This window comes from Vibrio aquaticus, from assembly GCF_003970385.1.
Taxonomy (GTDB): Bacteria; Pseudomonadota; Gammaproteobacteria; order Enterobacterales; family Vibrionaceae; genus Vibrio; species Vibrio aquaticus.
Map to the genome: position 1 here is coordinate 47,225 of NZ_RXZH01000007.1, position 22,857 is coordinate 70,081.

Annotated in this window: 21 protein-coding genes and 1 riboswitch; of the genes, 13 read left to right on the top strand and 8 right to left on the bottom strand. The window is 46.1% G+C overall.

All coding sequences use genetic code 11. The features are described from left to right. Positions 1 to 68 precede the first annotated feature (68 nt). The 3 genes from spoT to gmk all read right to left on the bottom strand — a co-directional run bounded on the left by spoT (position 69) and on the right by gmk (position 3,223). Positions 69 to 2,192 carry a bifunctional GTP diphosphokinase/guanosine-3',5'-bis pyrophosphate 3'-pyrophosphohydrolase gene (gene spoT / locus EJ063_RS14935; RefSeq protein ID WP_126575159.1) on the bottom strand — a complete coding sequence of 708 codons (2,124 nt, stop codon included), beginning with the start codon at positions 2,190 to 2,192 and terminating at the stop codon, positions 69 to 71. A gap of 38 nt (positions 2,193 to 2,230) precedes the next feature. Beyond that, positions 2,231 to 2,503, bottom strand: a complete 273-nt coding sequence (gene rpoZ / locus EJ063_RS14940) for a DNA-directed RNA polymerase subunit omega (RefSeq protein WP_004410883.1) — start codon at positions 2,501 to 2,503, stop codon at positions 2,231 to 2,233. Positions 2,504 to 2,599: 96 nt separating this feature from the next. Next, the gene (gmk, locus tag EJ063_RS14945; RefSeq protein WP_126575160.1) at positions 2,600 to 3,223 is read right to left on the bottom strand and encodes a guanylate kinase; all 624 of its coding nucleotides are present in this window, start codon (positions 3,221 to 3,223) and stop codon (positions 2,600 to 2,602) included. 461 nt (positions 3,224 to 3,684) lie between these two features. Here gmk and EJ063_RS14950 point away from each other — a divergent pair, with 461 nt between their 5' ends. From EJ063_RS14950 to EJ063_RS14995, 10 genes are all read left to right on the top strand, one after another. Continuing rightward, positions 3,685 to 4,203 carry a sigma-70 family RNA polymerase sigma factor gene (locus tag EJ063_RS14950; protein WP_126575161.1) on the top strand — a complete coding sequence of 173 codons (519 nt, stop codon included), beginning with the start codon at positions 3,685 to 3,687 and terminating at the stop codon, positions 4,201 to 4,203. Between the two features lie 2 nt (positions 4,204 to 4,205). Further along, positions 4,206 to 5,150, top strand: a complete 945-nt coding sequence (locus tag EJ063_RS14955) for a FecR domain-containing protein (RefSeq protein WP_126575162.1) — start codon at positions 4,206 to 4,208, stop codon at positions 5,148 to 5,150. Between the two features lie 131 nt (positions 5,151 to 5,281). After that, the gene (locus tag EJ063_RS14960) at positions 5,282 to 8,353 is read left to right on the top strand and encodes a TonB-dependent receptor (RefSeq protein WP_244225195.1); all 3,072 of its coding nucleotides are present in this window, start codon (positions 5,282 to 5,284) and stop codon (positions 8,351 to 8,353) included. 158 nt (positions 8,354 to 8,511) lie between these two features. Next, positions 8,512 to 9,213, top strand: a complete 702-nt coding sequence (locus tag EJ063_RS14965; protein ID WP_126575164.1) for a Slam-dependent surface lipoprotein — start codon at positions 8,512 to 8,514, stop codon at positions 9,211 to 9,213. A 60-nt stretch (positions 9,214 to 9,273) separates the two neighbouring features. Then, the gene (locus EJ063_RS14970) at positions 9,274 to 10,752 is read left to right on the top strand and encodes a surface lipoprotein assembly modifier (protein WP_126575165.1); all 1,479 of its coding nucleotides are present in this window, start codon (positions 9,274 to 9,276) and stop codon (positions 10,750 to 10,752) included. Between the two features lie 89 nt (positions 10,753 to 10,841). After that, positions 10,842 to 11,777 (top strand): tonB-system energizer ExbB, encoded by a 936-nt coding sequence (gene exbB, locus EJ063_RS14975; RefSeq protein ID WP_244225196.1) that lies wholly within the window; start codon positions 10,842 to 10,844, stop codon positions 11,775 to 11,777. Between the two features lie 13 nt (positions 11,778 to 11,790). Beyond that, on the top strand, positions 11,791 to 12,222 hold the full coding sequence (gene exbD, locus EJ063_RS14980) for a TonB system transport protein ExbD (RefSeq protein ID WP_126575167.1): 432 nt from the start codon (positions 11,791 to 11,793) through the stop codon (positions 12,220 to 12,222). Further along, positions 12,219 to 13,091 (top strand): energy transducer TonB, encoded by an 873-nt coding sequence (locus EJ063_RS14985; protein WP_126575168.1) that lies wholly within the window; start codon positions 12,219 to 12,221, stop codon positions 13,089 to 13,091. Before exbD ends, EJ063_RS14985 begins: the two co-directional genes overlap by 4 nt. Positions 13,092 to 13,187: 96 nt before the next feature. Continuing rightward, positions 13,188 to 13,287, top strand: a riboswitch (purine riboswitch). A gap of 66 nt (positions 13,288 to 13,353) precedes the next feature. Beyond that, on the top strand, positions 13,354 to 14,724 hold the full coding sequence (locus tag EJ063_RS14990) for an NCS2 family permease (RefSeq protein ID WP_126575169.1): 1,371 nt from the start codon (positions 13,354 to 13,356) through the stop codon (positions 14,722 to 14,724). Between the two features lie 103 nt (positions 14,725 to 14,827). Further along, the gene (locus EJ063_RS14995) at positions 14,828 to 15,253 is read left to right on the top strand and encodes a phosphate-starvation-inducible protein PsiE (protein ID WP_126575170.1); all 426 of its coding nucleotides are present in this window, start codon (positions 14,828 to 14,830) and stop codon (positions 15,251 to 15,253) included. A 62-nt stretch (positions 15,254 to 15,315) separates the two neighbouring features. Here the strand turns inward: EJ063_RS14995 and EJ063_RS15000 are convergent, their stop codons facing one another. Beyond that, positions 15,316 to 16,182 (bottom strand): YicC/YloC family endoribonuclease, encoded by an 867-nt coding sequence (locus tag EJ063_RS15000; RefSeq protein ID WP_126575171.1) that lies wholly within the window; start codon positions 16,180 to 16,182, stop codon positions 15,316 to 15,318. 142 nt (positions 16,183 to 16,324) lie between these two features. Between EJ063_RS15000 and rph the strand changes: the two genes are divergently transcribed. Next, positions 16,325 to 17,041, top strand: a complete 717-nt coding sequence (gene rph, locus EJ063_RS15005; RefSeq protein WP_126575172.1) for a ribonuclease PH — start codon at positions 16,325 to 16,327, stop codon at positions 17,039 to 17,041. Between the two features lie 122 nt (positions 17,042 to 17,163). Beyond that, on the top strand, positions 17,164 to 17,805 hold the full coding sequence (gene pyrE, locus EJ063_RS15010) for an orotate phosphoribosyltransferase (RefSeq protein ID WP_126575173.1): 642 nt from the start codon (positions 17,164 to 17,166) through the stop codon (positions 17,803 to 17,805). 178 nt (positions 17,806 to 17,983) lie between these two features. Here the strand turns inward: pyrE and lpxM are convergent, their stop codons facing one another. From lpxM to coaBC, 4 genes are all read right to left on the bottom strand, one after another. Next, positions 17,984 to 18,946: a lauroyl-Kdo(2)-lipid IV(A) myristoyltransferase gene (lpxM, locus tag EJ063_RS15015; protein ID WP_126575174.1), complete on the bottom strand. Its 963-nt coding sequence runs from the start codon at positions 18,944 to 18,946 to the stop codon at positions 17,984 to 17,986. Positions 18,947 to 18,962: 16 nt separating this feature from the next. Further along, positions 18,963 to 19,913, bottom strand: coding sequence for a Kdo(2)-lipid IV(A) acyltransferase (locus EJ063_RS15020; RefSeq protein ID WP_126575175.1), 951 nt, complete (start codon positions 19,911 to 19,913; stop codon positions 18,963 to 18,965). A 5-nt stretch (positions 19,914 to 19,918) separates the two neighbouring features. Then, complete coding sequence (slmA, locus tag EJ063_RS15025) at positions 19,919 to 20,509, bottom strand: nucleoid occlusion factor SlmA (protein WP_004410873.1); 591 nt, start codon at positions 20,507 to 20,509, stop codon at positions 19,919 to 19,921. Between the two features lie 100 nt (positions 20,510 to 20,609). Beyond that, on the bottom strand, positions 20,610 to 21,815 hold the full coding sequence (gene coaBC, locus EJ063_RS15030) for a bifunctional phosphopantothenoylcysteine decarboxylase/phosphopantothenate--cysteine ligase CoaBC (RefSeq protein ID WP_126575176.1): 1,206 nt from the start codon (positions 21,813 to 21,815) through the stop codon (positions 20,610 to 20,612). A gap of 235 nt (positions 21,816 to 22,050) precedes the next feature. Between coaBC and radC the strand changes: the two genes are divergently transcribed. Beyond that, a complete protein-coding gene (gene radC / locus EJ063_RS15035) occupies positions 22,051 to 22,719 on the top strand; it encodes a RadC family protein (RefSeq protein ID WP_126575305.1) in 669 nt (222 codons plus the stop codon). The last annotated feature ends 138 nt before the right edge of the window (positions 22,720 to 22,857 follow it).

Genomic DNA, 22,857 nt, shown 5'->3' on the forward strand with positions numbered 1-22,857 from the left:
TCTTACTTACAAAAATGTCCCTGAAACCTGAGGCTTCAAGGACATTTAGCTTCAACTTTTTAGCCGATTTAGTTACGGCGACGACGAACTTTTAGCGTGTTTGGCATGGCTTTTAGCTTACGCATAATGCCCGCCAAGTGAACTCGGTCTTTGGTGGTCAGTAGAACCGTAACGGTATACAAACGACCGTCACGCTCTTCTGTTGAGAGACCATGAATGTTCGAGCCAGTCTTAGAGATAACGTTGGTCAGTTCAGCCAGTGCACCTTGACGATTTTGTACGTCTACGGTGACTTCAGTAATGAACTCTTTGTCGTAATCTTCTGACCACTCTACCGCCATGTACTTGTCTGGTTCTTTTTGGTAACCGCGTACATTCGGACACATCTCACGGTGCACCACTAAGCCGCGGCCTGGTGATACGTGAGCGATGATGTGATCGTCTGGAATTGGGTGACAACAGTTGGCAAAGGTCAGCAAGATACCTTCCGCACCGCGGATTGGCAGTTTCTTCTTATTGCTGTCTGCACTATTGCTTTCGACTTCGGTCAGTTCGTCTGCGTCACCAAGTAGGCGGCGCGCAATGACGATACTCATGAGCTCACCCAAACCAATGTCTGCCAGTAAGTCGTCCAGTGAGTCGATCTTAAGATCGCCAAGAACATGGTTGATGTTCTCTTCACTAATGTCTGAAATGGATTTCTCACCCAGTGCGTGGTTGAGTAGACGGCGACCAAGAGTGATAGAATCTTCGCGGCGCATCGTTTTCAGAACCTGTCGGATCTTAGTGCGAGCACGAGAGGTCACTACGTAGTTGAGCCATGCTGCATTCGGGCGAGCACCCGGAGCACTGATGATCTCAATCGTCTGGCCATTTTTCAGCGACTTGCTCAGTGGATATGGATTGCGGTCTACACGTGCACCGACACAGGTATTACCAACGTCGGTATGAACGGCATAAGCAAAATCAACGGCGGTAGCGCCAACAGGTAGCTCAACAATGCGGCCTTTTGGCGTGAAGACGTAAATCTCATCTGGGAACAGATCTGACTTAACGTTTTCAATGAACTCAAAGGAGTTACCAGCGCTTTGTTGAAGCTCAAGTAGGCTTTGCATCCAACGTTGTGCTTTGACTTGGGCTGTTGTGCCAGTGCGATCACCATTGCCTTTGTAAGACCAATGTGCCGCGACACCTTTGTCCGCCATTTGATCCATATCTTCAGTACGGATCTGAACTTCAACGGGCACACCATGAGGGCCGACCATTGAAGTGTGAATAGATTGATAGCCGTTTGCCTTTGGTACTGCAATGTAATCTTTCATGCGACCTGGGCGCGGCTTGTACAAACCATGAACCTGACCAAGTACTCGGTAACAGGTATCGGCGCTTTCTACCACTACGCGGAATGCGTAGATATCCATAATGGTGTGGAAACGCTGCTCTTTGGTTTTCATCTTGTTATAGATGGAGAAAAGGTTTTTCTCGCGACCAAAGACACGCGCTGTCAAGCCAACTTCTTCAAGGCGACCTTCGATCTCATCATGAATGCGCTGAATCATCTCTTTACGGTTACCACGCGCCGATTTTACTACCTCTTTAAGAACGCGATAACGGTTCGGGTAGAGCGCTTCAAAGCCAAGCTCTTCTAACTCGGTTTTGATGTTGTGGATACCAAGGCGGTGCGCCAGTGGAGAGTAGATCTCTAACGTTTCTCGAGCAATACGGCGCTTTTTGTCTGGGCGTAATGCTCCCAGTGTGCGCATATTGTGAGTACGGTCAGCGAGTTTGATGAGGATAACGCGGATGTCTTGCACCATGGCAAGTACCATCTTACGGAAGTTTTCTGCCTGAGCTTCCTTGCGGTCACGAAACTTAAGCTTATCAAGCTTAGAAACGCCATCCACAAGTTCTGCAACCGTATTGCCAAATTGAGCTTCAAGCTCTTCTTTGGTTACTTCAGTGTCTTCAATGACGTCATGCAGAAGGGCTGCTTGTAGAGTTTCGATATCAAGGCGCATTTCAGCCAAGATTCGAGCCACAGCAACAGGGTGGATGATATAAGGTTCACCGCTAGAGCGGGTTTGCCCTTCATGGGCATCTTTCGCTACCACATAAGATTGACGCAGAGCCTCAACTTGAGGCTCTGTTAGGTATTCTTGGGCAACGTCTTTAAGGCTATCGAATAGATACAAACTTTAGGCCCGGAAGATAGTTGTGGAAGAGGGGCGAATTAGCGACTGTGAGCGATGCTGCTTACAGCGGCTAGTTCAGCGGCTTCTTGCTCTTGCTGCTCTTGACGCTCACGTGCATCAAGGATCTCTTTAGTGATAAGGCCTTCTTCGATTTCGCGTAGAGCGATAACCGTTTGCTTATCATTCTCCTCTGGCACTAGTGAATCTTTGCCACCAGTTTGCATTTGACGAGCGCGGCGTGCCGCAATTAGAACTAGGTCGAAACGGTTGCCAACTTTTTCAACAGCGTCTTGAACAGTTACGCGTGCCATGAGAACTCCAAATTAGTTAACTAAAATTTTGAATGACGAGAAATTATACAGGCTGACAGTTCCTAGTGTCTAGGATCTGTTTATCAATCGGCTAATTTACTCAGCTAAAAGCGCGTCAAGCATGCCTTTATATTTAGCAGCTTGCTTGTCTTGCTTCAATCTTTCTGCGCGGATGATGGCCTTAAAGTCCGTTAATGCGTTGTCGAAATCATCATTAACGATCACGTAGTCGTATTCGTTGTAATGAGAAATTTCTGATTTCGCTTCTGCCATGCGTTTTGCAATGACAGCATCACTATCCTGACCACGAGCGTTAAGGCGACGCTCTAGCTCACCATTTGATGGTGGTAGGATAAATAGACTTTTGGCTTGAGGCATCTGTTCCCGAATTTGACGACCACCTTGCCAGTCAATATCGAGGAACACATCGATCCCTTTATCTAGGTTACTTTCAATCCAAACACGAGACGTTCCGTAGTAGTTGCCAAACACTTCAGCGTACTCAAGAAATTCATTCTTTTCGATCAGCTCTTCAAAATGCTCTTTTTGAACGAAGTGGTAGTGAACACCATCTTGCTCGCCCGGGCGCATACCACGAGTAGTATGAGATACCGACACTTTCATCGCGTAGGTTGGATTTGTTTCTAGCATTGCAGAAATTAGACTAGATTTTCCAGCACCGCTTGGTGCAGATACGATATATAGAGTGCCTTTACCCATAGGGACGATCTCACATTTGGTTTGATAACAGCCAGCAGCAAAGCTGACATATATAAAGATAGCACTGACCAGGTTGACGCACCGAAGTGGTGAAATTTAGGCCAGAAAAATGGAGGCGAAGAGTAGCATGATCCTAAGGATCTTCACAAGTGGCTGAGCTTGTGAATCTGTCTAATCCTAGTCGTTAATTAGACCGCTTTAACTCACTTACTCGACGATGTTCATCACTCACTAGGTTTGAGAATTTCTTTATCTCAATCATGTCGTTACGAGTTTGAACCTGTGAAGACAATTCATTCCCCATCAATATTGAGTACAATTAACTGATTTAATTGTAGTTTATTTGTAAAAGTAAATTTAATTAACACATTTCTTATCAATAATCGTTGCGTATAGATAAATTTTAATGATAATTATTTTCATTTATAAATCTATGCAACAGAAATAAGGAGTGGCTCATTATGATGGCCATGAGTCCCGTTGATCTCAATGAAGTCGACAGCATGTATCGCGAGCATCACGGCTGGCTTTCGCTGTTTATTCAACGGAGATTAAGCTGCCCTCAAGTCAGTGCCGACTTGGTTCAAGACACTTACTTACGATTACTTGTTAGTGGCAAGCTGCCAGATCAAAAGGACTCGCGACGTTATCTGACGCATATTGCTAAAGGATTAGTGATTGATCTCTACAGACGCCGTCGTATTGAAGCGGCGTATCTCGAAATCATCGAGCACCAACCTGAAGAGGTCGCAGCCTCACCTGAAGCGCAAACCATGATGGTTGAGGTCTTGGTTGAAATTGACGCGATGTTGCATAAGTTGCCTTTCAAAGCTCGTCAGGCATTGATTCTGAGGCAGATGGAAGGGTTAAGTTACAAAGAAATTGCTCAGCGTTTGGAAGTCTCCGTCTCTTCCGTTGAGAAATATGTCGCGAAAGCACTGCAAGGTTGCATGCTGGTGGCGATGGAAGGGTACTACTAACTATGGAGCGTATATCACGTAAGTCGATCGAACAGGCTTCCTTGTGGATGGCAAGAATGTGGTCTGATGATGTGTCAGAGCAGGATAAGCGAGCTTTTCACCTTTGGCGAACTCGCCACCCTGACAATGATTATGCTTGGAAACAAATGGAAACCTTGCAGCAGAAATTCACTTCTGTGCCAGATCCTCAATCAGGCAGCAAAATCCTCGGCACTTACCGCCAGCGTGTTTCACGCAGACAGGTATTGATCTGGGGAGGCGTTTCATTAGCAACGATGAGTTTGGTGCTTTCTAGTGATGCAGCCCTACCGCAAGGAGAGACAGAATACGCCTCTGCGACCGGTGAAGTGAAACCTATCCAATTGTCTGATGGCACTGTCGTTGTGCTGAATACGGCGAGCAGAATACGTGTGGATTTCAATCAACATCATAGGACCATCCGATTGATGGACGGAGAAGTGATGGTGACGACCGGCCATCATCTAACCCCATTTAGTGTTGTCACTCCTCATGGAAGCGTTATGCCTATAGGGACGAAATTTAGTGTCCGCCTCGATCACAAGCACACGAGGGTGAGTGTGTTTGAAGGCGAGGTCATTGCCAAGCCCCAACAACAAGGTGAAGGGCAGCATTTATTCGCTGGTGAAAAAAGTAGTTTCAATACTAACCAATACGAAGAGAAACAGAACTTATTAGCCACAGATGCGCTCTGGCTGGATGAGAAAATTCTCGCTCAGGACACACCGTTACCACTGTTTATGGCAGAGTTATCTCGCTATCGTCGTGGCGTAATAAAAGTAGATCCAGAGTTATCTTCGATACGTATTTCAGGTGTGTATTCCATTCGAGATACCGATCAAACCTTACATAACCTCACGCAAATCCTCCCTATAGAAGTGCATTCTCGAACCCGTTTTTGGGTCAGTATCTCAGGCAAAAAAGAATAAATTACTGACAAGATAATAATTTTTCTCATTTGGATTGAGGTTTTGGCTTATTCGCTCGGTGTAGTCACTAGTTAACTTAGCGAATAAGGATATCAGACGTGAAGTCCCCCTTCCCCTCAAATAGGCTTTCAATGACCATGCGTACTCAGCTTCGTTGCACTGGTCTGGTTCTCCCTTGGGTAGCATTTTCTGTTCAAGCTCAGGTCTTTAATATTCCAGCAGGCAACCTAGATACGGTGCTTAACCAGTTTGCTTTGCAAGCAGGTATCGAGTACTCGCTCGATGCCAGTTTGACGCAGGGTCAGTATAGCCAAGGCTTGCAGGGGGATTACCAACCTGAAGATGCATTTAGTGTTTTACTTGCAGATGCTGGTCTTAGCGCGCAGAAACAGCGGGACGGGTCTTACTTAGTCGATATTGGAGATCAATGGGCTTTGGACGCCGTTCAAGTGGGTACCAGGTTAGATGGCGGCGCAAACCGAGATGAAGTCGGTGAGGCCAACGTATACGACAAAGATTCCGCCACTGAATATCGAGGAAAAGAAGAACTCGAACGCTTTAGAGGGGCAGATGCGGCTGACATTTTTAAAGGCATGGCAAACGTTAGTAGTGGCGATGCACGGAATGGCGGAGGTATTGACCCAAATATTCGAGGTGTTCAAGGTCCGGGTAGGGTGCCTGTTATCATTGATGGTACTGAGCAAGAAATTACCATGGACAATGGTTATCGAGCCGCCTCTAACCGTAGCTTTCTGGACCCCAACCTCATTGGAGGAATGACGGTACACAAAGGTGCTCAAATTAACCCTGATGTAAACACCTCGGTGGGTGGAGCGGTTGAAATTACCACCTTGTCAGCCAGTGACATTGTTCTGCCGGGCGAAACATTTGGTATGGAATTTATCGCTGAAAGTAGTAGTAACTCCATCGCTCCTCGGGAACCTAGGTTATATACAGGGCAGGACATTAGTTCGATACCTGAGTATGCAGACCTAGCTAACCCAGCTATTGACCTTTTGTATACTGATCCAGCCTTAGTGATTGACCCAAGGGAACGTCAAGATGACAACCCATTTAATGGCGAAGATGTCGCTTATCGTCTGGCGATTGGTGGAGTTGGGCCTAAGGTTGATTGGCTAGCCGCCTACGCTTACCGTAATCGCGGCAATTATTTTTCGGGAACCAAAGAAGCCAGTTTCTATCAACAACCGTTTAATGGCGATGAGTCTCAAGGCGTAGAAAATCGTAGGCTATTTATTCAACCAGAGCATTTAGCTTTGGTTTACCATCCCGGTGAAGAGGTGCCAAATACCTCTTCTGAAATGGAATCTTTTTTAGGTAAGTTTGCATTTAATATTAATCCAGCGACTAAGGTTGAGTTTGGTGCTCGTTATACGAAAAGTGTTCATGGGGAAATCTTGGCCGATCGAGCAGAAACACGTTATATGTCCGGGCTTGCTCAATGGCCGCTGAATCATACCGAGTTGCAAGCTTATAATCTTAGGGTGCGATCCAACCCTGCTAACCCTTACATCGACTTTAAATCCAACCTCTGGGTGACGCTATCCGACATTCGCTCTAATACCGGCCCCGGGTCGCCCAATGCTCTTACTAATGGGAATACGATCATTAAAAATACTTCTCTGATGAATTCAGAAGAAGACCGATATGGGTATAGCTTTAGCAACAAAATGCTATTTGGAAGTGATGTTGATGTCACGCTGTCAGGTAACTATCAGTACCATCAATTAGCACCGAAAGGAGACTTAGATTCTGTCATCGCTAAGTTTGATAAGGGTCAAGTACGAGCGGGTGAACGTACTGAGTACAATGGTAGTGCAAATGTCGAATGGCGAGCGAGTGACTCTATTATCTTCAATGCCGGTGTTCGCTATGGCTACTACAAATCTATTGATAACTATGTAAAAAATCGCCTTGCCGCAGGGGATCGCTCTTCTTTATCTCAATACGGTGTCGAAGGGTATCGACTTTCTTATCAGATGAATGTGCCTATTACAGATGCCAATCGTGCCACTTACCTGGCTGGTGTAGAGTCTCGAGTTCGAAACGCAGATACTAGCTTGAACCAAGAGATCGCTGACTTACGTGACGGAATTCCTAACCTTCCTCCATTCCTTGTTCCAGGTTTTCAAGCACAGTTGGATGCAAAAGTGGCGCAACAGGATGCCTTGGTCGCCCAAGAGATTGCAGCGGCTAGCGGGCATACTTCCTATGTCGAAGACATCGAGTCTGAATGGCATCATAACGGAGAACATAATTACAGTGCGGCAGACAATGGGTGTATTGCTGCAGTAAACAGCCCTAATTATGTCGAGGGTAGCTGTAAAGCAGAGAAGCTCAGTAGTTCATCCACCAGTACCTATACCAATTATGAATCGAGTGATAGTGGTTGGATGCCGTCAGCTTCAATCACTTGGTTAATGACGGAAGACAGCCGTAGTTATATTCGCTATGCCGAATCCTTACGTTTTCCGAGTATGTTCGAAAGTACCGTGGGTTTTTCTGCTGTTCCAGCAACATCGTCACCGTTGGCTCCCGAGCGATCTAAATTGTGGGAACTTGGCTATGTTTACTACTTTGACCATGCCAATGTGAAGTTAACCTATTTCGATCAGGTTATAGAGGATGTCATGGATAGAAATACTTCTGTGACGACAACAAGCTTTACCAATTTGGACAAGATGAAAACAAGTGGAATAGAGCTGCAGCTGGATTACGACGATGGCGACTATTTTGGTGACTTGTCCTTTGCCTACAATCTAGAAAATGAAGTGTGCGATGAAAACGCGGCCACACAACGCTTTATGGCTGATTTGAAAACCGATGACACGCCTAACTATCAGGAATGCCGACGTGGCGGTTTCAGTACCACGAGCTATTTGGCCAACAAAGTCCCACCTGAAATGAGCGGAAGTCTGCATTTGGGAGCTCGCTTTTTTAATAAAAAGTTAATTGCCGGAGCTCGAACTTACTATGCAGATGGAAGTCACTCAGAAGACTATGTTAAGCGCGATGACGTGACGACCTTGGATGCGTACATCGGTTACGCGTATAACAAACACATCCAGTTTGAATTGCGTGGTAGTAACCTGACCGATATCTATTACCTAGAGCCAGGTGCCGTTGCCGGTATTCCTGCGCCAGGTAGAACGATCAGCGTTAAACTGACCAGCCGTTTTTAGGGTTACGTACACCAAGAGCCGCAGCAAAAGCTGCGGTTTTTTTGTTTTTGATTACGGGTTTGTCATTGTCACTCGGTGTATTAGGTGAAGCTGCATAGAGACTGACAACCTTGGGTCTTAGCAGTGGAGAAATTTTGTAGCCTAATAAGGATTGAAGAATGAAAATCGCACAACTTTCATGGATTTCAGCGGCCATGCTTGGCCTTAGTTCACTTGCTCATGCTGGTTTTGACGGCGCTATTAGTAAGGAAGAGCATCGCCAAGTTGGTGAGTCTCAAGTCTGGGTCCCGTTTATCCACTCAAAAGGGAAAGCAGGGATTGGTAGTACTGGAGGCAAAAGAGTTGATTTTGACGGCCTGACGGTATTCGCGAGCCAAAATGGAGAGGTCTACACCTCTGGCAGTGACCACAACAATTCTAAGTATGTATTTTCTCAGGTTGCTGGACAGGACATTTGGTTTGGTGAATGGTCTTCAGGTAGCAGCAACGGTCAGGCAAATGATCGTGCCGTTTATTACGTTGGTGACGATACAGGTACGACAGTCCCAACATCTGGTTCAGCGACGTACACAGTAGCTGGCATCAACAATGGCGCGACTTTAGCAGGTCAGTTTACGGCTGACTTTGCGGCACAGAAGCTGAATGGTTCTTTATCTAACAGCAACCTAGCTATTCACCTTTACAACAATAATATCAATGCAGCCACTGCTGAGTTTTCTGGGACAGCCGTTGCTAATGGTTTGAAGATCGGTCAATCGCAAGGTCACTTCTTTGGTGCTGACGCTGCTTTCTTAGCGGGCTTTGCTAAGTTTGCGGGTGACAGCACGCTCGATACTGCCTTCGGTGGTAGCAAGAACTAAATCACTATTTGTCGTTTCTGGGAGCGGTGTATTCGCTCCCTTTTTTGATTGAATCCTTTAATGAAAACCTATCACCACTACCTGTCTTTTTTGCTGCTCGTTGTGGGTGCAAGTTATTCCCTAGCATCTAACGCCGATCAAGATACTGACTTACGCATTCAACAACGTGACGCTTTATCTTCCCGCCAGAATGAAAATGCTTTGATTGAAGAAGAACTCGAAAAAGAGCGCAAAGCAGAGCAATCCGCTACTGAAGAGAGCCGTCAAATCGCAGATACAGCGAATCAATTAGGGCCGGCTTTACATCTCGCTGTAAGGCAGCGTCAATGGTTGTTGGCACAAAACCTGTTCGTGCGATATGTTCAACTGCAAGATCGAGATCCGATGCTTGAGTATTACGCGGCGGGTGCATTGGCGAGACATGCACAAGACTATGCTCTTGCAGAGCAGCACTATTTGGATTTGTTAGAACTCCAGCCGCAATTTTTACCCGCAGAGCTTGAGCTGGCGCGCGTGTGGTTTGAGGACAGAAAAAATACCGATTCTTTGTCTTTGTTTAACGACGTTTTATCTCGTTTACCCGTTAATAACCCAAGGGCGGATGGCGTGAGAAAAACGGTAGAGAGCTTTGTGAGTGCGTTGGAGTACCGAGACGAATGGCAAGGCGCATTTTCGGTCGGCCCCACGTTCAACGACAATCTGAATCTTTCATCAGAACACTATGAATGTTTGATCCATTTTACTAATGGCCGCTGCTTTCTTGAACGGAGTGCTCCTGAGGTGAAATCCGCTTACGGGGTAGATTTTGATGCTAGCTTGAATCGACGTTTTTCACTATCAGGTCACCATGGTATTCAGTTGCGTACGTTCGCTTATGGCACCAGTTATCAAAATCATAAAGAGCACAATGAGCAAACATTGAATATCGCGTTAGGCTACAGCCATCAAACAGCAAAGAATCAACTGAGCATTGCACCTCAATTTGAATATCGAGCGTTATCGAATCGCACCCTATTTACTTCTGGAGGGTTCAAAGCTGACTGGTTCTCGAATTTAACTCCAAGCTCTGCCATGAAGTTAGAAGTGAAAGGAGAATACCTTGATTACCGCAATCAGGCATTACGTTATCAATCGGATTGGCAATGGTCAGTCTTTGGCACCTATTGGCATCAATTAGCGGATAAGTGGCTGGTCTTCGGTGGTCTGGACTGGACATTAAAGCAAAACCAACAGGCCGTGCATGAGTACCATCTTTGGGGGGGGAGATTGGGTGTCAACAAGACGTTTTCGTCAATCGATACAGATGTCACCCTGTTTGCTTCTCTGCGTGAGCGCCTTTACGGTGACTACAACGCTGTTCTAGGTGAGCGACGTGATGACACAGAGCAGAGCTACACCTTGGTGGTGACGCTACCGGAACTGTTTGCAGGAATTAAGCCTTTGATAGAGCTCAAAGCGAATAAAACAGAGAGCAATGTTAATTGGGCATACAGTTATAAACAGCATCAATACAGTGTAAAGCTTGAAAAAAGATTTTAATAATAATCAGCCGCTTAAGGCTAATTGGTGAAATAACTTAAAATTAAATTACGGATATTGGTTTTTGGTTCGGTGTAAATATTGGAGGTGTGCGCATTTGGCTAGGTGCAGTACACACAGATAAACCGAATGTGAGTAAAACAATGGAATGCTTAACCAAACCACTACTGATTCTTTTCACTGTCTTGTCCCCTGCGATCAGCTGGGCGGAAGCAACGTCAGACATAGGGTTACAACCTGTCACGCAAGAGGTTACCCAACAAGTAGAGGAGGCGGTTATTTCTGAACCCAAAGGCGAAGAGTTGGGTTCAGAAGCCGTCGTTCTCTCTCCTCATCATGATCTTTCTCCATATGGTATGTATCAGGCCGCAGATTGGGTCGTAAAATCGGTAATGATCCTATTATTGGTCGCTTCTGGTGTGACTTGGGCCATTGGTATCGCAAAACAAATCCAGCTACACCTCGCTTGTTGTCGTGCTAAGCATCTTCTTACTGAGTTGCTTGATTCGGAAACCTTGGTTGAAGGGAAGCTAAGATGCAATAGTGCCGAAGGAGCGGGGCTTGCTTTGCTTGAGGCTACGGAAAAAGAACTGGCATTGTCGGCGAGGGCAGACAATGACGATGGGATTAAAGAGCGCCTGCAGTTAAGGCTAGAACGTGTGCAAGCAGGACTTAGTAGTGCAATGACGAGTGGGACTGGGGTTTTGGCCACGGTAGGTTCGGTCGGCCCTTTCATTGGTTTGTTTGGCACCGTTTGGGGAATTATGAATGCCTTTATTGGCATCGCTAAATCTCAGAATACCTCTTTGGCTGTGGTTGCTCCTGGCATTGCGGAAGCCTTGTTGGCTACGGCGATTGGTTTGGTCGCCGCTATTCCCGCGGTTGTTCTATACAATCACTTTATTCGTGGAGTCGGTCAGTATCGCGCTCTAATGGCTGATATCTCTGCTGCCTTAATGGTGCTGGTCAGCCGCGATTTAGACCGAGAACCGATTTCCATTGATGGCAAAAAGCTCGCAGCTTAGGTGAGGTTTGTCTATGGGATTTAAAGTATCTCCTCAGCAAGATGAGCTAGCGGTTAACCATGAAATCAACATCACTCCTTTTGTGGATGTGATGTTGGTTCTGCTTATCATCGTGATGGTTGCCGCTCCGCTAGCGACGGTGAACGTGCCAGTGGATCTTCCGACGTCTTCGGCGACTCCTTCTCCTCAACCTAAAGAGCCTTTTTATCTTACGGTAAGCGCTGATTTGGCTCTTACGCTAGGAGAAAAGACGCAGGTGAACTTAGAGCAGTTGCCGCAGGCTTTGGGTCAGGCTTTGGCTGATAAAGAGCAACGCATTTATCTCCGAGCGGATAAGACGCTAGATTATCAAAGTTTGATGAAAGTGATGAACGTGCTCGTCTCCTCAGGTTATGGACAGATTGCTTTGGTCGGTTTGGAGTCTACAGAGAATAAAAGCACATGATGCAAAATCGAAAAGTAGCGAGTGATGGTTTTATGCCGTGGCTTGTACCGGGTGTTGCAGTCAGTGTCGTTATCCATCTTGCCATCGCTCTCTATTATCTTTACCAACCGAAAAGAGAAGTCGTACAACTGCCAGCCGCAATACCTGTCAGCGTCGCTATGGTTGCGCCAATTGCAGCACCTAAGGTTGAAGAGCAAGCCATTAATGATGGAGCTAAGCAGGTAGAGTCGATCGACTCAGTTGCTACGGTTACCGACGACGCTCCAGCAGAGCAAAAGGAAATCGAGCCAGAACCAGAACAGAAAGAGGTGGATCTTGCTTCTGAGCCACCGCCTATCATTGCCAAAGAGTCCAAGCTTGACTCTGAATTGGCCAAACCTCAGAACGTTGAGCCGAGTGAAAGTACGCCTACAGTTAAGCAGACTCCAGCAAAAGCTAAGCAAGCGACCCCTGTAAAACCGGCAGTCTCTCAACCCGCTTCCGTTGCCAAAGTCGAACAAAGCGCACCTAAGATTGAAGTGGAAAATCGGCAAGAGAAAGTGCAAGGAGTCGCCGGGGCTTTCAGTCAACACTTAAGACAAGTGCGTTTAGATTGGAAACAACAGCTGGTATTGCATCTTGAACAGCATAAGCAATACCCAAGGCGCGCCAAGCGACTACGTAAACAGGGCGTACCACTTATTACCTTTACCATGGACCGGGCTGGAGAAGTTTTAGGGGTAGAGTTGGTTCGTAGTAGTGGCACAGAGTCTTTAGATAAAGAGGCTCTGGATTTGGTATTTAGAGCAGTGCCTCTGCCTACTCCTCCAAAGGAAGTTGATGGTGAGACGTTGACTTGGACGGTACCTGTTCGGTTCTATGTTCAATAATGATTTTGCTTTGTGGTGTTCCTCAGAGAACACTACAGAGCAAACGTTTGCTAAAGTCTCATAAAACTATTGAGTTTTTATTCAAGATTCGTACAATTCGCGCAAACGATTAAATGCTGTATATGTCTGATGAAAAGGATTAGACGTTTCTACCACTGAGCCTACCTTAGTGACTACAGTTTTTAAGTGATGAGCGCCTTTTTAGCAACGCTTACAGCATTTGATTATGTTTACCATCCATTTTGATTGTAAAGGTTTCACTGTGAGTATCGATTCAACGCTAAAGGCACCAAAACACACGGGTCTATTGGATTCTTTGTTCAAGATTACTGAGCGAAAAACCACTCTAGGTACAGAGCTGTACGCTGGCTTTATTACCTTCCTTGCGATGAGCTACATCCTAGCAGTTAACCCTGCTATTTTGGGCGGCATACCAGGTATGGATAAGGGGGCGGTATTTACAGCAACGGCTTTGGCTGCGGCAATCGCAACCTTCATCATGGGTGTATGGGGTAACTACCCAGTCATGCTCGCACCAGGTATGAGCATGAACGGTTTCTTCAAAGGCATGCTGTTAAGTGGTTCAGTAGCGCTTGTTTGGAATGAAGCGCTGTTTGGTATCTTCCTTTCTGGTGTTCTTTACTTGCTGCTTTCTTTGACCAATATTCGTAAATCGCTGATTGAATCCATTCCTGAAGACTTAAAAAATGCCATCACCGTATCGCTTGGTCTCTTTATTGCTTTCTTGGGCCTTAAAAATGCGGGCATCATCGTCGATAACAAGTTTGTATTGGTGGGTATGGGCAACATTGCAGACCCTCAAGTGATCATCGCTTACGTTAGTATCTTTATTGCTCTGGGCTGTATGGTTCGCGATATCAAACTCGCAACCTTTATTTCTTTTGTGAGCGCGATTGTTTTAACGGTTATCGCAGACATGGTGATGGGGACGAACAATGCGCCAATGCCTGAACAAATCACAACACTGCCACCAAGCATGGCGAGCACATTCGGTGCGATTTTTGACTTCTCTGGATTAACCGCTGAGAAGATGTTCGATCTACTGTTTATTGTTGTTATTTTCCTGATTGTCGACTTCTTTGACGGTATGAGCACCATCGTGGGTGTAGGCCGTGATGCAGGCATCATCGACAAAGACGGTAAAGTGCCAAACGCACGTTCTGCTCTGGTCGCTGATGCGGGCGGCACAGTGATTGGTTCTGTACTAGGTACAACCTCTATTACTGCATTCTCAGAGTCAGGTATTGCTTCTTCTCAAGGTGCGAAAACGGGTCTAGCGGCGGTTGTTGTTTCAGGTCTGTTCCTTGTTTCTCTATTCCTATACCCACTGTTCTCTATTTTCTCAGCTGCGATGGTTGCGCCTGCGATGGTAGTTGTCGGTATCTACATGATTGGCCGTTTAGGTCACATTAACTGGGATAAGAAAGAGTCTCGCATTGCTGCGTTCTTTACCATTATGTTCACTGTGTTGAGCTTCTCTCCTGCCAACGGTATGGCGATGGGCTTTATCAGTTACGCCTTCACTATGGTGGTTGCTGGTAAAGGTAAAGAAGTTCACCCAGTTATCTACGGACTAGGTGTGGTGTTCTTAGCGTACCTATTGCTGCTTTAATGTTAAAAACGAGCGAGTATTGAGGAATCGATACTCGCTCGCTTTCTTGTCATCTCTCTCGTGGTAAACTGATTGCCTATTAGATTTCCTACGGATAGAGGTTATGCCTTCCAATCTTCCTAAGTCTTTCAGTAAGCCCTTTCTTAAGACTTTCCACGCACTTGAAGCAGTTCTTCTGGTTGCTATTACTCTTGCGACCTTGTTTGCGATGGTCGAAGAGTTTGTTCATGTCTTTACTGAAAAACGTGTTCTACTGACCGATATTCTTTTGATGTTCATTTATCTCGAAGTGCTGGCGATGGTGAAGCAGTTCGTGATGAACGGTAAGATCCCAGTTCGATACCCTATCTATATTGCCATGATGGCGATTGCTCGTTATATAACGCTAGGTATGAAAGAGTTGGATGCGGTATTGGTCGTTTGGCTTTCGGTAGCGGCGTTGATCTTGGCCATCGCGACTATGGTGATTCGAGTGGGGCATCATTATTGGCCATATATTGATAATCATACTGCCGAGAAAGATGAGTAGGCTAGAGCCAAAATGAAAAAGCCTCGCTAAATGTGCGAGGCTTTTGGTATCAGGAGAACTGATTATTCAATGTTTTGGATCTGCTCACGCATTTGTTCAATCAGAACTTTAAGCTCAACACCTGATGCCGTGATGTCTGTGCTGATGGACTTAGAGGCCAGCGTGTTCGACTCGCGGTTAAACTCTTGCATCATGAAGTCTAGACGGCGGCCACAAGCGCCACCTTTCTTCAGGATGTTAGTGGCTTCTTTAACGTGAGAGTCTAGGCGGTCTAGTTCTTCAGCTACGTCAGATTTTTGCGCCAGTAGGATCAGCTCTTGTTCTACGCGTGATGAATCAAGCTCAATTTTCGCCTCTTCAAACTTCGAGAACAGACGCTCACGTTGCCATTCTAAAATCTCAGGCATACGAGCACGGACTTTCACCACTTCTTCAGTGATGGCATCTAAGCGCTGAACGATAAGCGCTTTCATGTTTTCACCTTCACGGCCACGCGCTTCAATAAACTCGCTTACCGCTTCATCGAATGCACCTAGCAGGTCTTTGTTTACCGCATCCATATCTTGCTCAGACGTTTCCATTACACCCGGCCAGTTCATGACTTGGAATGGGTTTAGACGGCTTTCTTCGCCAGTCATCTGCATCACTTGGTTTGCTGCGTTGATCACTTGCTGTGCCAGGCTTTCATTGATGCTTAACTCGCCTTTTGCTGCTGGGTTAGCTTCAAAGCGTAGTGCACATTCAACTTTACCGCGTGCTAGGCGCTTACGAAAACGCTCACGCAGTACTGGCTCTAGGCCACGGAACTGTTCTGGCAGGCGGAAGTAGGTTTCAAGGTAGCGTTGGTTAACACTACGGATTTCCCATACGGCGCTGCCCCAATCGCCTTTCACTTCTTTACGTGCGTAGGCTGTCATGCTGTAGATCATCGAATTTTCCTGTTTAATCATCTTTGAAAATAACGCGAGGCAATAGTAGCACAAATCCTAGACCGATAGCTTTGAAGAGCAAACTTCGCTATAATCCTGCTCCAACCAAAAACGTCTCCCCCTTCATATAAGGTAGATGCCCATGCGTCCAAACGATCGCAAGGCGGACCAAGTTCGCCCAATCAAAATTACTCGTAACTACACAGCTTATGCAGAAGGTTCTGTATTGGTTGAATTCGGCAATACAAAAGTACTTTGTAATGCGACCGTTGAAGAGAACGTTCCACGCTGGCTAAAAGGTCAGGGTAAAGGCTGGGTAACGGCTGAATACGGCATGCTTCCACGCTCTACACATTCTCGTATGCGTCGTGAAGCAGCAAGCGGTAAGCAAGGTGGTCGTACGATGGAAATCCAACGTCTGATTGCTCGTAGCTTACGTGCAGTGGTTGATCTAGAAGCGATGGGCGAAATCATGGTGACAGTAGACTGTGATGTAATCCAAGCGGATGGCGGTACGCGTACTGCGTCTATCTCTGGTGCGAGCGTTGCGATGGCAGATGCATTCCAACATCTAGTTGAGAAAGGCAAGCTAAAAGCGAACCCAATGAAAGGCCACGTAGCAGCGGTTTCAGTGGGCATTCTAGGTGAAGATATTCTATGTGACCTTGAATACACAGAAGATTCAGCAGCAGATACCGACATGAACGTTGTGATGACCGAAGATGGTCGCATGATCGAAGTTCAAGGCACGGCAGAGGGCGAACCGTTCACCCACGCTGAGCTGATGAAGTTGCTGGAGTCGGCAACCAAAGGTATTACCAAGATCGTAGCGGCGCAGAAGGCGGCGTTAGAAAATTAATTGTTATTAGATAGCTTCCCCTAAAAAGGAAGCTATTTTTTTATCAAGATTTAGTGAAGGCTAAGTTTTGACCTATTTATAAACCGTCTAGACAACTAGACCTTTTATTTAGAGAGAAAGTAATGAAAGCATACCAGCGTGAATTTATTGAGTTTGCACTAGAGAAAGAAGTCCTAAAATTTGGCGAGTTTACTTTAAAGTCTGGCCGAAAGAGCCCGTACTTCTTTAACGCTGGTCTTTTCAATACTGGCCGTGACTTAGCGCGTCTAGGTCGTTTCTACGCAGCGGCGCTAGCGGATTCTGGCATTGAATTCGACGTTCTATTTGGTCCTGCGTACAAAGGTATTCCAATCGCGACGACAACAGCGGTAGCACTTGCTGATCATCACGATGTGGATACGCCTTACTGTTTCAACCGTAAAGAAGCAAAAAATCACGGTGAAGGTGGCAACCTAGTAGGTAGCGCACTGGAAGGTCGTATCATGCTGGTGGACGATGTAATCACAGCAGGTACAGCAATTCGTGAGTCTATGGAAATCATCCAAGCAAACGGCGCTGACCTAGCTGGCGTTTTGGTTGCAATCGACCGCCAAGAGAAAGGTAAAGGTGAGTTATCTGCAATCCAAGAAGTTGAGCGTGACTTTGGCTGTGCAATCATTTCAATTGTAAGCCTGACTGACCTAGTAACTTTCCTAGAAGAGAAAGGTACTGACGCAGAGCACTTAGAAGCAGTAAAAGCGTACCGCGCTGAGTACGGCATCTAAAATAACCGTCATTCCATAGAGCGACGAAGGAGTGAGTAGGGAATCTCTCGAGATTTGCTACTCGCTTGAAAAGATTCCCAACTCGGTCATCTCTTCCTTTCGGGAATGACAATCTAATCTATTAAATCAAAAGGGGCTGATGCGTAAACATCAGCCCCTTTTTAGATCGTTTTGGTGTTTATGAATTATCGTAAATACCAATGCCATCACGGCGAGTCTTGAGTAGAGATAAATTCCACATGTATTGCTCAGGGCGAGGGCGAACCAGATCTTCAATCGCTTGGTTCATCGCACGCGCATCTGTCTCTTCATCACCAGTCGGGAAGTTCTCTAATGCCGGTAAAATGTGTACTTCATACTTACCCGTTTTGTCATTGTAGGCAGGAAGTATAGGGATGACTTTCGCTTTAGATAGGCGAGCCATCTTACCAAAGCCTTTCAAGGTCGCTTTTTCAGTGGCAAAGAAAGGGACAAACACTGAATTTTCTGGGCCGAAGTCTTCATCCGGTAGCCAGTAACCTAAATAGCCATCTTTAATCGAACGGACAAATGGCTTTACCCCTGCGTCACGAGCGAAGATACGACCGCCATATTGCATGCGTTGTACATGCATGAGCCAATCCCCGATCGGGTTCTTCTGTGGTTTCATGATGGTGGTGACTTTGTAACCTTTCGCAGCCAGCATAACGGCAGGGTAATCAACGGCCCATGCATGTGGCGCAAGAATAATGACATTTTCACCTGCATCTAGAAGAGGAAGAATGTTCTCTTCACCAATCATCACACCACGGTTTTGATTGTGTTTCGTTGAGCGTACTAGGAATTCAGAGTATCCAAGTAGGTATTGCGCCGCCTTTACGAAGGTTTCTTCTAAGATCTCTTGGCGTTCTTGCTCTGACTTTTCAGGGAAACAATACTCCAGGTTAACTCTCGCACGACGAACGACTCGGCCATTCTTTTTTACTGCAAAAACAGAGAGCTTACGAGCTAAGGCATCACGCCATCTAAAAGGCATAAATGCAAAGAGTGCGGCAAAGAAAATTCCAATCCAAGTTCCCCAATGTTTCGGGTGTAAAAAGCCCCACTCAAAGGTTGGATTATGTAGATGTTTATCAATGCTGTTTTTTTCGTTTGTGCTCATTCAAGCGGTGCCTATTTTATTGATAACGAGAGTTGGTGAGGTTGTGATCTGGAAGTGACTTAAAGCGTTTGTGTAGCCACATCCATTGCTCTGGCGCACGCATGATAATCTCTTCAATAAATTTATTCATGTATGCAGCGGCGGCAACCTCATCTTTTTGAGGATAATCTTTCTCAACCGACTTATCGGCAATGATTTCATACTTACCGTCTTTGTTTCTAAACCCTGAACCAGGAACAAGCGCACATTTGCTGGTGTAAGCCAGGATGCTAGTTCCAGTCGTTGTACACGCTTCTTCTACCGCAAAGAATGGGACGAATACCGATTTATTGTGACCGTAATCTTGGTCGGGTAAGTAGAACAAGCGTTCACCATCACGCAGTACGCGAATCATCTGCTTAATATCACGGCGATAAACCAGCTGATTACCATTCTGGGAACGGCCTCGGTATTGAATAAACTCGTAGGCCGGATTGCTATGAGGGCGATACACACCATAACCTTGCAAGCCCAAAACACCGAATGCACGAGCAGTGATCTCTAGGTTTAACGCATGGACACAACAAAGTAACGCGCCTTTGCCTTCGTTATCTAAACGCTTCAGCTCTTCAATATCTTTGGCTACCAAGATACGTTTAAAGCGCCAAGTCGGCCAAAACCACGTAATACCCGTTTCGATGAGTGCCATACCGGTGTTTTTGAAGTTTTCTTCGACCATTGCCTCGCGTTTATCCTGTTCCATATCAGGAAAGGCTAACTCTAGATTGCGACGAGCCACTTTGACACGGGATTTTCCTGCTTTCATTCCGAGTTTGCCAATACTGCGCCCTAGCCAATAAAGGACTTTGTATGGCAGTACATTGACGATGAAAGCCAGTAAACCAAAGCCGAGCCACACGCCCCAATATTTAGGATGCAGGAGCGCGAGCGTGAACTTAGGTTTCTCAACGGTCGATCTCTTTTTCATAGCGATTACTTAATTTGTGCGCTTAGCAGAGCCCAGTACTCTTCGAAATTAGCAGTAGGCTGATATTTAAAGTCAGAACGAACAAAGCGGTTTAAGCTGCCTTCAACTTGCCCAAGCAGCTGCGCCGCGAGAATTTTCTCATCAACAGGGAAAGACTTACCTTCGCGTAGTTTACGCTCACGCAGTATCTGACGAATAGAGGTTTCGATGCGTTCGAACAGCTGATTAATACGCTCGCGTAGACGTTCATTTTCAAACATCAAAGCGTGACCAGAAAGAATGCGACTTAGGCCAGGGTTACGCTCTGCAAAGGCTAAGATCAGCTGTAGCACAAGGCGAATGCGCGTCAGAGTGTCTTTCTCTTCATCTAGAATGCGATTGATGCGCGACATCAGAGACTCTTCGATAAATTCAATTAGCCCCTCGAACATGCGAGCCTTGCTCGGGAAGTGGCGATATAACGCTGCTTCAGAAACACCAACTTGTTTCGCCAGTTTTGCTGTCGTAATGCGAGAAGCACCCTCATTGGACTCCAGCATTTCAGCTAATGCTTGCAAAATCTCTTCTCGGCGGTTGGATTTTCTTGTTCCGGCCATGAACTCTGTTCCTTTTGTTACCATTCTGAATGAAAACGGCTTTGGAACCTTGCCAAAGCCAATAGGGTGAAGCAGCTTTCTACTACAGTGTGTGGCGTATTTACGCTTCTATTTTTTCTGCGATAGAAAGAAGAATTTGTGCTGCAATTTGCTGTTTTGAAGCAAGGGTAAGTGATTGCTTACCATCTTTCCAGTATACGGTGATTGCATTGTCGTTGCTATTGAAGCCTTGACCTTCAACCGAGACATCATTAGCACAAATCATATCCAAGTTCTTTTTCTCAAGTTTAGTGCGAGCGTAATGCTCAACGTCTTGAGTTTCGGCAGCGAAGCCTACTGTAAACGGTCGAGACTTTTTAAGTGCGGCCACTGAAGCAACGATATCAGGATTTTTCACCATGGTAATCGTCATTTGGTCGCTGTCATCGGTCTTTTTGATTTTCTGCTCAGCGATGGTTTGTGGGCGGTAATCAGCCACGGCAGCGCAAGCAATAAAGATGTCATGAGTTGTCGCGTTGTCCATTACACACTCAAACATGCTTTGAGCGCTATCAACGTCAATACGATCAACATTGGTCGGTGTAGCTAATGACACTGGGCCTGAGACCAAAGTAACGCTAGCACCTAACTGTGTTGCAGCTTGCGCCAGTGCAAAGCCCATCTTGCCTGAACTGTGGTTTGAGATATAACGCACAGGGTCAATTGCCTCACGCGTTGGGCCTGCCGTAATAAGTACTGATTTACCTTTCAGTGGTTTATCGCCAAAGAACTGCTCACAGCGCTCAACAAGCTGCATTGGTTCTAGCATTCGACCTGGGCCGACATCGCCACACGCTTGCTCGCCTGCAGCTGGCCCCCAAATGTGCATACCACGACGCTCTAGAGTCGCGATGTTCTCTTGTGTAGCAATATTGCGGTACATCTGCTGGTTCATCGCAGGAGAGACGGCAATAGGGGAATCAGTGGCTAAAACTAAAGTCGTCAGCAAATCATTACCCATGCCTGTGCTCATTCGAGCAATCAAATCCGCGGTCGCTGGCGCGAGTAGAACTAAGTCAGCCCATTTTGCCAACTCAATATGGCCCATTGAGGCTTCTGCAGCAGGATCTAATAAACTATCTGACACGGGTCTACCAGAAACCGCTTGCATCGTCAGTGGGGTAATGAACTCTTTGGCTGCATTGGTCATAACCACCTGAACTTGAGCGCCACGTTCTATGAGTCGACGAGTGAGTTCCGCGCACTTATAAGCCGCGATACCACCACTAATGCCTAAAAGGATCTTTTTGCCTGCGAGTGTTTGCATGATGATCTTCCTTAAAAATTCTGTCTGTAAGATATCACGGCTTATTTAAGACTTTCTAGCACCGAGAAGTGAGTTTCTGGCTTTAGCGTGTGAAGTGATACAGCAGTGGGATTCTCATCTTTTTACTTCATAAGATTACATGGTATCGATCTACCGACTCGCACTTGAGTTCGCTTCAAGTGTTGTGAGAATGACTTTTCTCTACTCTCTATCAGTAGAAACAGAGGAACATTTGATGAATGCACTACCGAAAGAGTCGATGCCGAGAGAAAAATTACTCTCCCATGGGCCTCAATCTCTTACTGATGCTGAGCTGCTGGCAATATTTTTGCGAACTGGGACTCAAGGGATGAATGTGCTCACGTTATCTGACCACTTGATCAAAGAGTTTGGATCCCTGAGAGCGATATTTTCATCAGATATTGAGAGCTTTTGCCGTCACAAAGGGCTTGGGGCTGCGAAGTATGTTCAATTACAAGCCAGTTTGGAGATGACTCAACGTTATTTAATGGAAACGTTACAGCGAGGAGAGGCGCTCACGAGCCCTGAACAGACCAAACTTTATTTATCGGGTTTACTAAGAGACAAGCAACGCGAAGAGTTTTACGTACTATTTTTGGACAATCAGCATAGAGTGATTTGTGGAGAGCCATTATTTCAAGGCACGATTGATGCCGCTTCGGTTTACCCAAGAGAAGTCGTTAAACGCGCTTTAGAGCACAATGCAGCCGCATTAATACTTGCGCACAATCACCCCTCAGGCGTTGCTGAGCCTAGCCAGAGCGACAGACGCATCACGCGTAGAATCATTGATGCCCTTACCTTAGTTGACATTCGTGTGTTAGACCATTTTGTGGTTGGTGATGGTGAAATTGTTTCCTTCGCTGAACGTGGTTGGATTTAAGTCACATTTTGGGTTGTGAGTTTGCTGAATTCTGCTACAATCCCCCGACATTTTTTAGTACTTACATCAGCTCTGCCTAAAAAAGATCACGAAAACCTGTAAAAAGGATCTGTTCGGGTCTTGAGCAATGCTACTCAA

Bases quoted from the DNA above. Each gene is read 5' to 3' on its own strand.
- lpxM (WP_126575174.1), bottom strand. From the start codon at position 18,946: ATGAGCACAAACGAAAAAAACAGCATTGATAAACATCTACATAATCCA.
- exbD (WP_126575167.1), top strand. From the start codon at position 11,791: ATGGGATTTAAAGTATCTCCTCAGCAAGATGAGCTAGCGGTTAACCAT.
- EJ063_RS15000 (WP_126575171.1), bottom strand. From the start codon at position 16,182: ATGATCTACAGCATGACAGCCTACGCACGTAAAGAAGTGAAAGGCGAT.
- coaBC (WP_126575176.1), bottom strand. From the start codon at position 21,815: ATGCAAACACTCGCAGGCAAAAAGATCCTTTTAGGCATTAGTGGTGGT.
- slmA (WP_004410873.1), bottom strand. From the start codon at position 20,509: ATGGCCGGAACAAGAAAATCCAACCGCCGAGAAGAGATTTTGCAAGCA.
- radC (WP_126575305.1), top strand. From the start codon at position 22,051: ATGAATGCACTACCGAAAGAGTCGATGCCGAGAGAAAAATTACTCTCC.
- EJ063_RS14950 (WP_126575161.1), top strand. From the start codon at position 3,685: ATGATGGCCATGAGTCCCGTTGATCTCAATGAAGTCGACAGCATGTAT.
- EJ063_RS14955 (WP_126575162.1), top strand. From the start codon at position 4,206: ATGGAGCGTATATCACGTAAGTCGATCGAACAGGCTTCCTTGTGGATG.
- rpoZ (WP_004410883.1), bottom strand. From the start codon at position 2,503: ATGGCACGCGTAACTGTTCAAGACGCTGTTGAAAAAGTTGGCAACCGT.
- pyrE (WP_126575173.1), top strand. From the start codon at position 17,164: ATGAAAGCATACCAGCGTGAATTTATTGAGTTTGCACTAGAGAAAGAA.
- EJ063_RS14960 (WP_244225195.1), top strand. From the start codon at position 5,282: ATGACCATGCGTACTCAGCTTCGTTGCACTGGTCTGGTTCTCCCTTGG.
- EJ063_RS15020 (WP_126575175.1), bottom strand. From the start codon at position 19,913: ATGAAAAAGAGATCGACCGTTGAGAAACCTAAGTTCACGCTCGCGCTC.
- EJ063_RS14965 (WP_126575164.1), top strand. From the start codon at position 8,512: ATGAAAATCGCACAACTTTCATGGATTTCAGCGGCCATGCTTGGCCTT.
- rph (WP_126575172.1), top strand. From the start codon at position 16,325: ATGCGTCCAAACGATCGCAAGGCGGACCAAGTTCGCCCAATCAAAATT.
- EJ063_RS14985 (WP_126575168.1), top strand. From the start codon at position 12,219: ATGATGCAAAATCGAAAAGTAGCGAGTGATGGTTTTATGCCGTGGCTT.
- EJ063_RS14995 (WP_126575170.1), top strand. From the start codon at position 14,828: ATGCCTTCCAATCTTCCTAAGTCTTTCAGTAAGCCCTTTCTTAAGACT.
- EJ063_RS14970 (WP_126575165.1), top strand. From the start codon at position 9,274: ATGAAAACCTATCACCACTACCTGTCTTTTTTGCTGCTCGTTGTGGGT.
- gmk (WP_126575160.1), bottom strand. From the start codon at position 3,223: ATGGGTAAAGGCACTCTATATATCGTATCTGCACCAAGCGGTGCTGGA.